Raw genomic sequence first — 14,950 nt, 5'->3', positions numbered from 1 at the left:
TTACTAATTGATATGCATCAATTTATATTCAAAGTAAATTAACTAACATGGTATGACATGCAGAGTATATTCATTCATTTATTCCGCTCATATGTTTTTAATTGAATGCAGTAAATACTGGGAGAAAGAGAAAATCATGAAAAAGATACCACTTTTAGTACTGGGCGCTGCACTTTGTATAGCTAACCTAACTGAAGCAGCAACTGCCGCTAAATCCAACAGCGATAAAGTGATTGGTCAGGAAACTGCCGTGCTGACTGATGCACCCGTCGTACCTCCACGCATCACCAGAAAACATGCAACTAAAGTTATCGTTAATCTTGAAGTTAAAGAACTGGAGGGCCGCCTTGCAGATGGCGTATCCTATACGTTCTGGACTTTTGGCGGGAAAGTGCCCGGTAAGTTTATCCGCATTCGCGAGGGGGATGATGTTGAGTTCCACCTGAACAATCACCCAGATAATAAAATGCCGCACAACATTGACCTACACGCGGTAACCGGCCCTGGTGGCGGTGCGGCAGCGTCATTGACAGCGCCTGGACACAGCTCCGTGTTTTCTTTTAAGGCGCTGAACCCTGGTCTTTATGTGTACCACTGCGCTACTGCGCCTGTCGCTATGCACGTTGCGAACGGTATGTATGGTCTTATATTGGTAGAGTCTAAAGCAGGTATGACTAAAGTTGACCATGAGTTTTATGTGATGCAGGGTGATTTTTACACTCAAGGAAAAAATGGTGAACAAGGCTTGCAGGCGTTCAGCATGGCTAAAGCGATTGATGAAAAACCTGAATATGTGGTGTTTAACGGCGCAGCCGGCGCACTCACTGGCGACAATGCATTGAAAGCGAAAAAAGGCGACACCGTACGCCTATTTGTCGGTGTTGGCGGCCCTAACCTGACATCATCCTTTCACGTTATCGGTGAGATATTTGATAAAGTTAACCATGAAGGCAACACTGCCAGCCCTGCAAAAAACATACAGACTACGATGATTCCAGCAGGCGGTGCCGCTTACATGGAATTTAAGGTGAATGTTCCAGGCACTTACATCATGGTGGATCACTCACTCACCAGGGCATTTAACAAAGGTGCGCTAGGCATGCTGAAAGTATCTGGCGATGAAGACAAAACCATCTACTCAGGCAAAATGACTGACGAGGTTTACCTGCCTGAAGGCACCAGCATGAGAAATGCAGAAAGAACCCAAGCACAGGCGCCTACTGCTAAAACCAAGGCTGATCGCATCAAACTGGGTGAATCAATCTACAACAACAACTGCGCAGCTTGTCACCAAACAAGTGGTGTAGGCGTACCGCAGGCCTTCCCTCCTTTAGCAAAATCAGATTACTTGCTAAGTGGCAAGGCACCTACCATCAAGGCTGTCACTGGCGGCTTGCAGGGCAAACTGGTGGTTAACGGCAATGAGTACAATGGCGTTATGCCTGCATGGACGCTTAGCGATGAGGAAGTCGCTAATGTGCTGACTTACATTTACAGTAGCTGGGGCAATAACGGTGATGAAGTCACACCAGAAGAGGTAAAACAGCACCGTGTCGCACCTGTAAAACATGTCGAGTAACAAACTAAAACTTATCTCCCTGCTAGCACTCCCTGCCGCCCTTATTTACGGGGCGGCAGTATCAGCAGAAGAGATGGTGATGATTCCGCAAGGCAGCGTCACCCCTTTCTTTTTGAAGAAAGATTCGGTGGATAGCAATGCAGCAAGCAAAGTAAAAGTAGATGCATTCTGGATAGATGCCGCCCCTGTTACCAATCGCGAGTTTCAGGCATTTGTGAGCCAACATCCGGACTGGCATCCAACCAATATCAAAAAGATATTTTCTGACGCCCACTATCTGGACCACTGGAAAAACACTCAAGGTGCAGACGGTACGGCAAGCCTAGATACACCCAACCCAGATGCCCCAGTCGTGAACGTGTCATGGTTTGCGGCAGCGTCATATTGCGAGGCGCAAGATAAGCGCCTGCCATCGACCGATGAGTGGGAATACACCCTCAACGACAATGAGCGGGATAAAGAAAACCTGCAAAAACAGATTATTAGCTGGTACTCCGTTCCCAACAGAGCACCGTTGGCTGTTAAAGGCCAGCCAGCCAACGGGTTTGGCGTGTTTGATCTGGCAGGCTTAATCTGGGAGTGGACCGCAGACTTTAACAGTTATATGGCACCACCTGACTCTAGAAACTCTGGCGACAAGACACAGTTTTGCGGCAGTGGCAGCCTGAGTGCTAGCAATCTTGATGATTATGCTGCGTTTATGCGCTACTCGTACCGTGAAAGCCTGAAAGGCAGCTTTACAGGTAAAAACTTAGGATTCCGTTGTGCAAAGGATGCAAAATGAAAACAACACTAAAGCATAAACTCCTGCTGTCACTTATACTGGCTTGCAGCTACCCTGCATTCGCTGACAATCACGAGCACCACCACCACCCACAGCAAGCAGCCGTGGCGGCCCCTAGTACTGACTCAGTATTCAATATTACCGATAACTGGACAGCAGCCAATGGCAGCTCTTTTCAGCTGAGCGCCCTGGGAGGCAAACCAACCGTGATAGCCATGGTTTATACCTCATGCCAGTACGTGTGCCCACTCACCGTGCAGAATATCAAACGCATAGAACGCTCATTAAGCGTAGCACAGGCTGCCAACACTAACTTTGCTTTATTCTCGCTAGACCCAGAACGCGCCCCCCCAGCAAAACTCGCAGAGTTTGCCAAGCTACATAACATCACCAATCCATCCTGGACCTTAGCTCAAGGCAATGCTGGCCCCATACGCAAACTAGCGGTTACGCTTGGCGTTAAATACAAAAAAGTAGAATCTGGCGATTATGAGCATGACGCCACTATTTTTATTCTGGATAAGGACGGCGTGGTTAAATATCAGGCAGATGCCATGAGTAAAAATATGAATGGTGCATCCGATGCACTTAAAGCACTATTAAAGTAAACACTGATGACTCTGAATTCTAAGCAATTTAGCTTTAAGCAACTGAACTTTCAGCAATTGAACGTGGATGAGCAGCGCATCTACACCGCACTGCAATCGGTAATAGACCCAGAAATCGGCGAAAACCTGATTGACCTCGGCCTGATTTATGGCATTCAAATCCAGAACAATATTGCCAAAGTCACCTTCAGCATGACCTCTCAAGCATGCCCAATGTCAGAAATGGTGATTGAAAATATTCATGACGCCGTGAGCCAAGCGCTGACCAATAACAACGAACTGGAGCTAGACTTGGTCTGGGAGCCAGCTTGGGAACCTACAATGATGAGCGAACAGGCAAAACAGCGGCTGGGCTGGGGCTAAACGGCTTTACTACAACAGCTGCAACACGTCTGCTGATAATATCTCTTTATGAAAACCAACCTCGCCGTGCGTTATCGCATCCCCATGTTGATTGCAGGATTCATCAGCCTGCTATGCGGCATGTATCTCGGGCTTATCCGCTTAGGCTGGGGCCTACCGTTACCAGCCCACACATCATTAACACTGCATGCACCGCTTATGGTATGCGGTTTTTTAGGTACAGTTATCTGCCTGGAGCGTGCCGTAGCAATCGGTAAACGCTGGGCTTACCTTGCACCGTTAGCTGCCGCTGCCGGTGCAGTGCTGCTAATCACAGACGCAGGCTCTTCAATAGCGCTTATACTGATTTTTATCGCCAGTGCGCTGCTATGCACAGTCTCTATCAACATATTTCTTAAACAGCATGAGCTATTCACCTTTACATTGCTGCTCGCCGCCATATGCTGGTGTGCAGGCTGCTTGCTTTGGCTGACTGGGTTTAGCCTTGCCCGTATTATGCCGTGTTGGATGGGCTTTCTAATTATTACCATCGTCGGTGAGCGACTGGAGCTATCTCGATTTTTGCGCCCTACTCAAGGCAGCAAGTTACTGTTTGTATTTGCACTGCTACTATTTTTTGCAGGTGCGATAAGCGCTACACGCAGCGCATGGCCTAACTTTCAATTACTGTCAGCGGCGCTGATTGTGATAACACTGTGGCTGATGCGTCATGACATTGTACGACACACTATCCGGCAACAAGGACTGACACGCTATATTGCAATCGCCTTGTGCAGTGGCTATGGTTGGCTGTTAACTGCTGGCATTATCGGCCTTATCTTTCCTGAGCTGAGCCCGGGCACTAGCTACGATGCATTTAGCCATAGCATTTTTCTAGGTTTTGTATTTTCCATGATATTCGGCCATGCGCCGATTATCTTCCCTGCCATCACCAAACTAAAAATCCCTTACCACCCAAGCTTCTATCTACCACTGGCTATACTGCATATTTCATTGCTCACTAGATTAACTGGTGACTTTCTATTTATATCCAGCCTGCGTAAAGTTGGCGGGCTAATGCATATTTTAGCAATCACCCTGTTTATAGTCACTTTAGCCGCCGCGGCGCTATACAGTAGAGAGGGCAATAAAGCGGGCAATACACAGCGCAATAAAAAGTAGTCGTATCTGCAAAATCACTGCATAATCCAGACCCATCAGTTAAAAAGGTTCGCAGATGAATAAACTGTTCATTTCCCAAGCTTTGTCAGAGTTTTTTATGTTTAAAGAACTCAATGCTGAACAAATCACCCAAATTGCAGAGCATTCGCAGCTGATTGACTTCCCTAAAGGCACTTCCGTTTTTAACCGTGGGGAAGCCGCTGTCGGCTTGTATATCTTACTGAACGGCCAGTTAAAGCTAGGCGTCACCTCACCGCAAGGCAGTGAAAAAATCATCAGTATCGTGTCCCCGGGCGACAGCTTTGGTGAAGCTATTTTATTCTTAGAACGTCAGTTCCCGGTATATGCGCAAGCGATATTGGATTCACAAGTGCTGCTAGTCCCCAAAAGCCTGATATTTTCTATGCTGGATAACGACACCATGTTCGCTCGTAAAATGCTGGCGGGGCTATCCGTCAGGATGCACCAACTGGTGCAAGATATTGAAATGCTATCGTTGCAATCATGTACACAACGCTTTATCGGTTACTTACTGCAGATGAGTGCTGACGCCTCCGATGCCAGCAACATTACGCTACCGGCGAGCAAAACCACCATCGCATCACTGCTCAACCTGACCCCGGAAACCTTATCGCGCACCATGGCAAAGCTACAGCAGCTAGGTTTGATTGAGGTTAACGGTAAAGACGTGATGATTATTGATGTTAAAAAACTCCGCAGTTACGACTTAGGCAGTTAACGCGTCATTTGCGCATAAAGCTGCGGTAACTCTTTAGGCAGGTCTTCAGGGTTGCGTATGACCACATAGCCGCCAGCACCAAACAAATGCGGTAGATAATCACTGGCTTCGGTATCTATCGTGACACAAAACGGCCGCAGCCCTAGCCTTCTCGCCTCTATCAGCGCCATACGCGTATCTTCAATACCGTAACGACCTTCATATTGATCCAGATCATTAGGTTTGCCATCGGTCAGTATTAATAGCAAGCGCTGCCGTTTTTTCTGCTGTACTAATAAGCTGGATGCCTGCCGAATGGCCGCCCCCATGCGGGTGTAATAGCCAGGTTTGATTGCAGTAATGCGACCGCGCACATGGCCGCTATATTTCTCGTCAAAACCTTTGATGTAATGAAAGCGCACATTGCTACGCTTCAGGGAAGAAAACCCATATAGTGCAAAACTATCTCCGGTTGCAGTCAGTGCCTCTGAAAACAGTAGCAAACTATCGCGGATAACATCAATCACACGCGCATGGTTAGAAACATAAGCATCGGTAGACAGTGACAAATCAGCCAGTAGCAAGCACGCTAAGTCACGCTCTTGATTCACCTGCGCACGGTAAAGCCCATGCTCAGAGGTCGGAATTGTGCTGTTTCTTTCAGAAGCAAGTTGCACCCAGGCATCTAAATCAAGTTCCTCACCATCCTGCTGGCCTTTTAGCCAGTGTCTGGTTGGTGTTAGCGCTTGGAACTGGCGCCTTAGATGATTGGCTGTATTTTTTAAAGTATGCGGTAGCTCACACGGTTTAACATCAGTGGCAATTAGTTGCTGTAGGTTGCAGTAGTCAGGCTGCAACACTTGCTTTTTCCAGTTCCATTCTGGCAATAAAACACCCTCACCTAGCGGTGTATCATCCGCGGCACCGGCAGGCAAATCCAAATCAAACCGCACATTGGCCGCACTGGCTTTGCCATCACGGGCGATGGTGAGGTGATCCATATCCTCAGCCGCTAGTTGCGAGGTTTCCGTATCATCCTCTTCATCCTGCGGGCGGTTCACCTTAACGAACTCAGACCATGAAAACAGGCTCTCAGCGCGGAACATCATGAGAAAACCGTTTTTATCTTCTTTAACATCGGTACGTTGTGCCAGATGTTTACGCCGGTTTTTTTTCTGCGCAGTGCCACCTGTCTGCTCGGGGGAGCCGGCACCAGCAGCACCTGACTCACCATTAACTGGCGGATTAGGATGCGGCCACAATGGCACTGGTTGAAACGGACGTTTGGCTAGCTTAATGCTATCTACGCTACCTGGCTGCTGTAATGCCTGACGGATAGTATGCTCCTGCGCAGCTTCATCCTCGGGCATTTTGTGCGGTGGAATACGCATTGCAAGCAAGGCATCTACCAAACGATTGTAGCGAACCTGCAAGCCAGGAAAGCGCTGCAAGGTGGCTAGCGTTGCCTGCTGGTTTCTAACTACCCAAGACCAATGGCTATTGGTCTCTACTGCGGCCAGTGCCACCAACCAGAAATACAAGTCGCGATTGAGCGCATACTCAGCAAACAAGTCTATCTGTGATGGCAGTCTGAGCACTTCACCATCGCGCCAGCTTAGCTCTACTTTTTCACCGCTGCCTGCCATGCGCTGTAACAAACGTCTGCGTGCGCCATGACGCACAGCCGGCGCCGCTGAAATACCTAATCCTGGGTCACCGCCTAATGCCCTGAAAAATATCGCAGCTGATTTAGCAATATCATCCAGCTTTACGATAGCCGCAGCATGACGCTTCTCTGCCGCTCCGGTAATCAGGCGATCCCACAGCTCTCCTACATATTCCTCCATTAACGCCCAAAGGTGGCGCTGACCACCTCGCTCAAAGCGACTGCTGTTTCTGCGTCATCAGTTAAAGTTTCCACCAATGCCGCCTGACAAGCTCGCACCGGGTCATACCCATCTTTAATCAAGGTTGCCGCATACACCAGCAAACGCGTACTGGCCACTTCTTCTAAATCGTGATCACGCAAGGCACGGAATGCGCCGGCGATAGAAACCAGCCGTTTGGCAGTCATACTATCAATACCGGTTTCACCCAGCAGAATCGCCTCTTCCTGCGCTGCGCTTGGGAAATCAAACGTCAGCGAAACAAAACGCTGCCGGGTTGAAGGCTTCATGCCTTTTAAAAAGTTCTGATAACCCGGGTTATAAGAAACCACCAGCATGAACGCAGGTGGCGCTTGTAGCAGCTCACCAGTGCGGTCAATCGGCAGCATGCGCCTGTCATCAGCCAAAGGGTGCAATACCACAGTAGTATCTTTACGCGCCTCTACCACCTCATCCAGATAGCAAATGCCGCCTTCGCGCACTGCTCTAGTCAGTGGGCCATCATTCCAGATGGTTTCGCCGTCGCCAATCAGATGCCGCCCTACTAAATCCGCCGCTGTCAAATCATCATGGCAGGCCACAGTATGCAGCGGCAAACCAAGGCGTGCTGCCATATGTGCAACAAAGCGTGTTTTTCCGCAACCCGTTGGGCCTTTTATGAGTAACGGCAGGCGATTTTTCCACGCACGTTCAAACAGATCACACTCATCGCCGCTAGGTTCATAAAACGGGGTAGTATTTGTTTGTGTTTCCATAAAGTCTTTCAGTAATCAGTTTGCTTTAACGAACGCTATTGAATAAGCCCCGCGCTACAATAAATAAGCAATGGCAACCATGCCGCCCACTACCACAAAATAACCCATAATGATGCCGCGCCAAAGCCAGCTTACGTGGCGCAACCCCATAAAATAATTAGCAATCAGCTGGCCTTTGATAAAGGCAATTGCCAGCACACTCAGCATCACTGCGCGGCCTTGTGCCACTTCTTCGCCGATGACAAAAGTCAGTATGGTGAGCGCAACCAGCACTAGCCAGATGCGTGTAGGAAAATGGTTAATTAGCTTGTTCATGATTAGTGGATGATATAAACCAGCGGGAAAAGTACGATCCATAGCAAATCCACCATGTGCCAAAACGAGGCACCGGTCTCCACACCAAAATACTCAGCCGCAGTATAGTCACCATGTTTCAACTTAAATACGATACACCCTAGAATAATCATGCCCATCAGCACATGCATCAGGTGAAATGACGTTAGCGTCAGGTAATACATATAAAAATCATTGGTTTCTAGCGTAATACCTGCAGAGAATTTTTCGTTAAACTCCCATAGCTTGACTACAATAAACATAGCACCCAGTGCCATCGCTCCAAGTAGCCAGCCCGCAGATTGCCTAGCATCGTTCACTTTAATAGCAGCGACAGAACGTACAACAAAGTAACTGCTGGTAATCAGGATAATGGTATTCAAGGTACCCAAGCCACGGTTCAACGTAAGCTGGGACGCATTAAACACCTCCAACTGATGGGCGCGCGCAAATGCGTATACGATAAACATAACGCCAAACACTAGCATTTCTGCAAGTATAAATATCCAGATAGCAAAATCGCCGGGCAAATCTTCAGCCGGCAAACTTCCGTCCTCATTTATCAATGCTGTATTTGTATTCATGCGATGACCCAAACTGCCAGATTTACCAGCTTAACCAAAAGAAGGAGGCAAGCCTCCTTCTTTTGCCCTACACTGTTGTAACAATAATGCTGTTAAAAATTAGCGTATTAGCTCGCTTTAGTTTCACCTTTAATCAAGAAGCTAGTGATGTAAGCAATCAAGCCAATCAGGAACACTACACCCGCTACTTCACGCATCCAGTAGAAAATCGCCACTGAATCCTGCGTTGCCATAAAGCTCATTGGTGTTGTTGAGATACGTTGCAGCCATGTTTGTAATACACCTGCCGCAGTCAGGAACAAGGTGATAAACACCATCGCCACTGTCATTAGCCAGAAAGACCACATCTCTACCACCTGTGCCTTGTTACTGTTGGCAGCTCGGCCGCGCAGTATAGGCATTGCGTATGAAATAATGGTCAGCACAACCATTGCATAAGCCCCGTAAAATGCCATGTGGCCATGCGCTGCCGTGAGCTGCGTACCGTGGGTATAGTAGTTAACTGGCGCGAGTGTATGCATAAAGCCCCATACGCCTGCCCCCAAGAATGACATCACGCCGGTACCAAGTGCCCATAAAATTGCAGCCTGGTTAGGGTGCTCGCGGCGACGCTTATTCACCATATTGAAAGCAAAGATAGTCAACATAAAGAACGGTATCGGCTCCAATGCAGAGAACACACTACCCCACACTTGCCAGTAGGCAGGTGCACCTATCCAGTAGTAATGGTGACCAGTACCGATAATGCCGGTAATCAGTGTCATGGTGATAATCACATATAGCCATTTCTCAACCACTTCGCGGTCAACACCGGTTACTTTAATCAATACAAATGCCAGAATCGCACCAAGGATAAGCTCCCATACGCCCTCTACCCATAAATGCACTACCCACCACCAGTAATATTTATCTTTCACCAGATTGTGGGGGTTGTAGAACGAGAACAGGAAAAACACTGCCAAACCCACCAAACCCAATACCAGCACTAGGCTGATTGCAGTTTTACGGCCTTTTAGCATGGTCATGATGACGTTAAAGATAAATGACAGAACCACAATCACGATACCTACCTTGGTTGGCAGCGGCTGCTCCAAGAACTCACGCCCCATGGTTGCCAACAAATCATTACCAGTGAATTTTGCCAATGAGGCATAAGGCACTAGCAGGTAGCCAAGTATAGTTGCCGCACCTGCCGCTAAAAACACCCAAAACGTGATGATTGCCAGCTTGGGACTGAATAACTCAGTCTCGGACTCTTCCGGTATCAGGTAATAAGTTGCGCCCATAAAGCCAAACAGCAGCCATACGATAAGCAAGTTGGTATGCACCATACGTGCAACGTTGAAAGGAATCGCAGGAAACAGAAAATCTCCCACTACGTACTGCATGCCCATAATCAGGCCAAATATAATCTGGCCAAGAAATAGCGCAATTGCGGCGATAAAATAAGGCTTCGCCACTGCCTGAGATTGATATTGCATAATAACTCCTGGTAATGGTGACGGTTAACCTTCGATGTTTGGAGGCCAGTTATTGGTGTTGATTTCTGAGGTATATTTCAGAAAATCTACCAAGTCATCCAGCTCTTTATCCGTGAAATTAAACTGTGGCATTTGTCTTCTACCAGGAATGCCAGTAGGCTGACCTTTAATCCATGCTTTAATAAAATCAGGCCCGCGGCGTTTGTACACATTGCCCAGTTCCGGTGCAAAATAAGCACCCTCACCTAGCAAGGTATGGCAACCGATACAGTTATTGGTCTCCCACAACTTTTTACCATGAATAACCGACGCTGTTAGGTTCTGGCTGTTATCACGTTTGGGTAATTTCTGATTAGTATCAAACGTAAGTGCAAGAAAAAGCAGGAAAAAAAACAGCGCCCCCCCCATAAAAATATTACGCGCCATGGATTTAGTGAATCTTGTTGCCATTGCGTCCTCCCCCATTAATGTAAATGACGTTAAGAATGTACAGCATTGAAACTCATATATCCTTGACTTGGGTCAAGTTCAAATTTTGCTTAGGATAAACCTGCCTATGCAATATACACCAAAGATACTTATATAAGATATAACACACAGGTAATGACAATCATTAGTTCAATGCCAATAAAAAATGCATTACACCTGCAATCTGTTTCATGTAAACTTGACCTAGAATAATCAATTGGTAGTTAATCATTTAAATGCAAATTAACACTAAACCAACTAGCCAGACTCTGCACAAAACTATTTTGTGGCTATTTACCGGCACTATATTATTAGTTGGTTCTGTCATTACGTATCAGCTTTGGTCAAACGCGAGAAATGACAATTTACAAAAACTAAGCTCAGCCCTAGAAGACTCAGCAGACGTCACCGTTAGCAATCTTCAAGCCCGTTTTAATGCAATTTTAGTCATTATGCGCGGTGTTAAAGGTTTTATTGACGGCTCAGATATAGTGAAGCCTAATGAATTCCACACTTACATAAAATCACTTAATTTAGGGGATAGATTCGGTGTACGAGGCGTAGCGCTCGTAGAACTGGTCGATAACATCAATAAAGAAGCTCATATCACCCATGTCATAAATCGCGGGCTGACTAACTATCAAATCAAACCTGCGGGAGAGCGGCAGCGTTATGCGCCAATCACCTTGATTGAGCCTCTAGATCCACCCAATGCTAAAGTGTTAGGACTAGACGTACTAACCTTACCTACGGCCTTAAATGCGCTGGAGCAAGCAAGGGATGCAAACGATGCTCGCATCTCTCAACGCATGACGCTGGGTCAGGATGCAGGTCAAAACAACCAGCATTCATTTGTCATGTATTTGCCCATCTATAAGAAAAACGCCATCTTAAACAGCTTGGAAGCCAGGCGTAATGCCATCATAGGCTGGGTAGACGTTCCCTTCCGCATGAATGATTTAATGAGTGGGTTTAAAGGTGAAATTGATGAAGACGTCAGCATCAATATTTATCAGGGAAACGACACTAGTGAACAATCGTTTTTATACAAGTCCACACAGGATCAAAATGTGTCGCAACACTCTCACCAGAGAGTGCTGACTCAGGCCGTATCAAGGGTCCTAGATGTGGGCGGCACCAAATGGACACTTTTATTCCAGACGACACCAGCTTTTGAAGCGCGCATATTACCTTATGGCAAACCAACCCTGGTCGCACTATTAGGCTCTACACTCACTATTTTATCTGCCTTTTTAGCGTGGTTTTTATTAAGCAGCAGACAGCGCGCAGAAAATCGCTATCAAAAACTTTTCGATCAGGCCGGCGATGGCGTTTTGGTACTCAATCATCAGCACCAATTTATTTCGGTCAATTTAGCTGCAGTCAACATGTTAGGTTATCAACATAGCGCATTGCTCAACATGCGGCTGCCCGATGTATTAGTCAGCAACGTAATTGAGCATCCAGAGTTTACCTCCAACCTCATGTCAGACCAACCTACCAAGGGTGAATGGCAATATCGGCGCGGTGATGGCTCGCAATTTATCGCTGAAGTTAATTGCAGGAAATTAGACAAAAACTACTACTTTGCCATCATTAGAGATTTAACCGAACGCAAGCTAGCTGAAAACAGAATTTCACATCTGACTCAACTTTACCAAGCCCTCAGTGAGGTTAACCAGGCGATTGTACGCATGGGCGATGATCAAGAACTGTTCTCGATTGTTTGCCGTTGCTCAGTCAATTTTGGTGGCATGAAAATGGCTTGGGTCGGGCAGCTAGACCAAGAAAGTCAGCAGATTTTGCCGGTAGCAGTGCATGGCGAAGGCATCGAGTATACGGACGGCCTGATTATTTCAGCCAACGGCAACCTGCCTGAAGGTCAAGGCCCCACAGGTACTGCATTAAGAAATAATCAAATCATGATTATTAACGATTTCTTAACTAATCCCCAAACCAGCCTCTGGCATGAAAAAGCTAAACGCTACGGATTGGGCTCATCTGCTTGCTTCCCAATTCAGCGCGACCAAAAAGCGTTTGCTATACTTAATGTGTATCACGAAAGCGCCAATGCTTTTGACGATGAAGCCATCGCCCTGCTGCAAGAAATGGCAAGTGACATTAGTTTTGCTCTTGATAATTTTGACAGAGAGCAGAAAAAACAAAAACTAATGGCAGACCTTGATTACGCGCATAAGCATATTAATCAAATAGTAAATCTTAGCCCTGCCGTGATTTACACATTAAAACCAAATGTAGATAGTGTTTTCAGCGTTGATTTCATGAGTGAAAACATTTACAAGATTACCGGATACGCAAAAGATAAGTGGTTTAAAAATGACTTCTGGATGAAGCATGTACACACGGAAGACTTAACCTCGGTTTTAGAGTCTCAGAAAATCTTATTTGAAACTGGGGTACTCAACCATCAATATCGGTTCAAACATGCGAACGGTGGCTACATTTGGATAGAAGACCACTTGATGTTAGTACGTGATACTAACGGCAAGCCACTAGAAATTGTAGGTGCATGGCTTGATATCACTGAGCGTTTGTCTGCGGAAGAAAAATTACGCATCAATGCCAAGGTGTTTGAGTCCAGCCGTGACGGCATTGTAATTACAGACCAAGACAATAAAATTGTTTCCGTCAACAATGCATTTACTAAAATTACAGGTTACGAGCCTGAAGAAGCAATCGGCAACAACCCCCGCATGCTCGCTTCAGGCAACTTAGCGGAGTCTTTTTATCATGCAATGTGGGAAAGTGTTCACACAAAGGGTTATTGGCAAGGCGAAGTCATTAACCATCGTAAAAATGGCGACGTTTACACCCAATGGCTTTCTATCAGCACAATTAAAGATGCAGATGGCAAAGTCTCACAACATATTGGCATTATCACTGACATTTCAGACCGAAAAATGGCTGAAGAGCGTATACAGTTCTTAAGCAATTTTGATCTACTCACTAACCTGCCTAATAAGAGTTTACTAAACGATAGAGTAACCCTTGCCCTCGCTGCTGCCAAGCGCCAAAAATCGGCAGTGACGCTAATGTTTATGGATCTTGACCGCTTTAAGTTGATTAACGAATCACTCGGCCCGACTGTAGGTGACAAAGTCGTTAAAGAGCTTGCTCAGCGCTTGGTAAGCTATATGCGCCCTGAAGACACGGTATGCCGGCAAGGTGGCGATGAGTTTATCCTACTGCTACCAAACACCGATGCAGAAGGCGCTGCCCATGTCGCAAAAAAATTACTGGATATTGTTGCCCAGCCTTTTAATTTTAACAGCCAAAAAATCGTACTTACGGCTAGTATAGGTATTGCAGCTTACCCGCAAGATGGGGAAAATTTTGAACAGCTATCCCAGTCAGCTGATGCCGCACTGTATCGCGCAAAATACGAAGGCCGCAATAATTTCCAATTCTTTGCGCTCCAGATGCATGAGCAGGCGCACGATATTTTGCTGCTCGAAAGTGAATTACGTAACGCAATAGAACATAAAGAGTTTTTACTGTATTACCAACCGCAGTACGATAGCAAAACCTCGGAGATTGTTGGTTTAGAAGCACTCATCCGCTGGCAGCACCCAGAGCGGGGCATGGTCTCCCCTGCGCTGTTTATACCGATTGCAGAAGAAAGCGGTTTAATTACCGAAATTGGCGACTGGGTGCTACGTACTGCCGTGAAGCAGCTTGCCACTTGGCAAGAGGCTGGTTTGCAAGCTGTGCCAGTTGCGGTTAATCTATCGGTTGTCCAGTTCCAGCAAGACACGCTCTATGGCAGCGTGTGCCAGATTTTAAGGGATACCAAGGTTGACCCTAGCATGCTGGAGCTAGAACTGACTGAAGGTATCGCCATGGAGGATTCAGAACGCACATTAAATGTTCTAAACCAACTCAATACCCTAGGCGTCAGACTTTCTATCGATGATTTTGGTACCGGTTATTCTTCACTCAGCTACTTGAAAAAATTCAAAATTGATAAACTCAAGATTGATCAATCATTTGTACGCGGCATAGGTAGCCACCCTCAAGATGCAGCAATTATTACTGCAATTATCAGCATGGCAAAAAGCCTGAGCTTTAAAACCATTGCAGAAGGCGTAGAAACACTAGAACAACTTAACTTCTTAATCCAACATGGCTGCGATGAAATTCAAGGGTATTATTTCAGCAAGCCAATTCCTAGCGATGAAGTGACTAAACTATTAGCCCATAAATAACGAA

13 protein-coding genes are annotated in these 14,950 nt (G+C 46.5%); 7 read left to right on the top strand and 6 right to left on the bottom strand.

The features are described 5' to 3' along the window. Nucleotides 1-136 precede the first annotated feature (136 nt). From nirK to VGD82_RS03275, 6 genes are read left to right on the top strand one after another with little or no spacing between them, the layout of a single operon-like run. Nucleotides 137-1,579 carry a copper-containing nitrite reductase gene (gene nirK, locus VGD82_RS03300; protein WP_331019032.1) on the top strand — a complete coding sequence of 481 codons (1,443 nt, stop codon included), beginning with the start codon at nt 137-139 and terminating at the stop codon, nt 1,577-1,579. After that, complete coding sequence (locus VGD82_RS03295; RefSeq protein WP_331019031.1) at nt 1,569-2,363, top strand: formylglycine-generating enzyme family protein; 795 nt, start codon at nt 1,569-1,571, stop codon at nt 2,361-2,363. The genes nirK and VGD82_RS03295 overlap by 11 nt, the downstream gene beginning before the upstream one ends. After that, on the top strand, nt 2,360-2,971 hold the full coding sequence (locus VGD82_RS03290; RefSeq protein ID WP_331019030.1) for an SCO family protein: 612 nt from the start codon (nt 2,360-2,362) through the stop codon (nt 2,969-2,971). Before VGD82_RS03295 ends, VGD82_RS03290 begins: the two co-directional genes overlap by 4 nt. Before the next feature lie 6 nt (nt 2,972-2,977). Then, nucleotides 2,978-3,334: a metal-sulfur cluster assembly factor gene (locus VGD82_RS03285; RefSeq protein WP_331019029.1), complete on the top strand. Its 357-nt coding sequence runs from the start codon at nt 2,978-2,980 to the stop codon at nt 3,332-3,334. Nucleotides 3,335-3,382: 48 nt separating this feature from the next. Next, nucleotides 3,383-4,495, top strand: a complete 1,113-nt coding sequence (locus VGD82_RS03280; protein WP_331019028.1) for a hypothetical protein — start codon at nt 3,383-3,385, stop codon at nt 4,493-4,495. A gap of 55 nt (nt 4,496-4,550) precedes the next feature. Further along, nucleotides 4,551-5,234 (top strand): Crp/Fnr family transcriptional regulator, encoded by a 684-nt coding sequence (locus tag VGD82_RS03275; RefSeq protein ID WP_331019027.1) that lies wholly within the window; start codon nt 4,551-4,553, stop codon nt 5,232-5,234. Here VGD82_RS03275 and VGD82_RS03270 read toward each other — a convergent pair. The 6 genes from VGD82_RS03270 to VGD82_RS03245 all read right to left on the bottom strand — a co-directional run bounded on the left by VGD82_RS03270 (nt 5,231) and on the right by VGD82_RS03245 (nt 10,702). Further along, nucleotides 5,231-7,060 (bottom strand): nitric oxide reductase activation protein NorD, encoded by a 1,830-nt coding sequence (locus VGD82_RS03270; protein ID WP_331019026.1) that lies wholly within the window; start codon nt 7,058-7,060, stop codon nt 5,231-5,233. The two genes, VGD82_RS03275 and VGD82_RS03270, sit on opposite strands and share 4 nt — an antisense overlap. Continuing rightward, entirely contained in the window at nt 7,060-7,854 is a 795-nt protein-coding gene (locus tag VGD82_RS03265; RefSeq protein WP_331019025.1) for a CbbQ/NirQ/NorQ/GpvN family protein, read from the bottom strand. The genes VGD82_RS03270 and VGD82_RS03265 overlap by 1 nt, the downstream gene beginning before the upstream one ends. Before the next feature lie 54 nt (nt 7,855-7,908). Then, a complete protein-coding gene (locus VGD82_RS03260) occupies nt 7,909-8,169 on the bottom strand; it encodes a cytochrome C oxidase subunit IV family protein (RefSeq protein ID WP_331019024.1) in 261 nt (86 codons plus the stop codon). 2 nt (nt 8,170-8,171) lie between these two features. Continuing rightward, nucleotides 8,172-8,771, bottom strand: a complete 600-nt coding sequence (locus VGD82_RS03255) for a cytochrome c oxidase subunit 3 family protein (protein WP_331019023.1) — start codon at nt 8,769-8,771, stop codon at nt 8,172-8,174. A gap of 107 nt (nt 8,772-8,878) precedes the next feature. Continuing rightward, a complete protein-coding gene (locus VGD82_RS03250) occupies nt 8,879-10,252 on the bottom strand; it encodes a cbb3-type cytochrome c oxidase subunit I (protein ID WP_331019022.1) in 1,374 nt (457 codons plus the stop codon). 24 nt (nt 10,253-10,276) lie between these two features. Beyond that, entirely contained in the window at nt 10,277-10,702 is a 426-nt protein-coding gene (locus VGD82_RS03245; RefSeq protein ID WP_331019021.1) for a cytochrome c, read from the bottom strand. Nucleotides 10,703-10,956: 254 nt separating this feature from the next. Here VGD82_RS03245 and VGD82_RS03240 point away from each other — a divergent pair, with 254 nt between their 5' ends. Next, nucleotides 10,957-14,946 (top strand): EAL domain-containing protein, encoded by a 3,990-nt coding sequence (locus VGD82_RS03240; RefSeq protein WP_331019020.1) that lies wholly within the window; start codon nt 10,957-10,959, stop codon nt 14,944-14,946. Nucleotides 14,947-14,950 lie beyond the last annotated feature (4 nt).

Source organism: Methylotenera sp., from assembly GCF_036401095.1.
Taxonomy (GTDB): Bacteria; Pseudomonadota; Gammaproteobacteria; order Burkholderiales; family Methylophilaceae; genus Methylotenera.
Note: the sequence above shows the minus strand (reverse complement) of the source record. Positions and strands in the feature narration are given on the sequence as shown.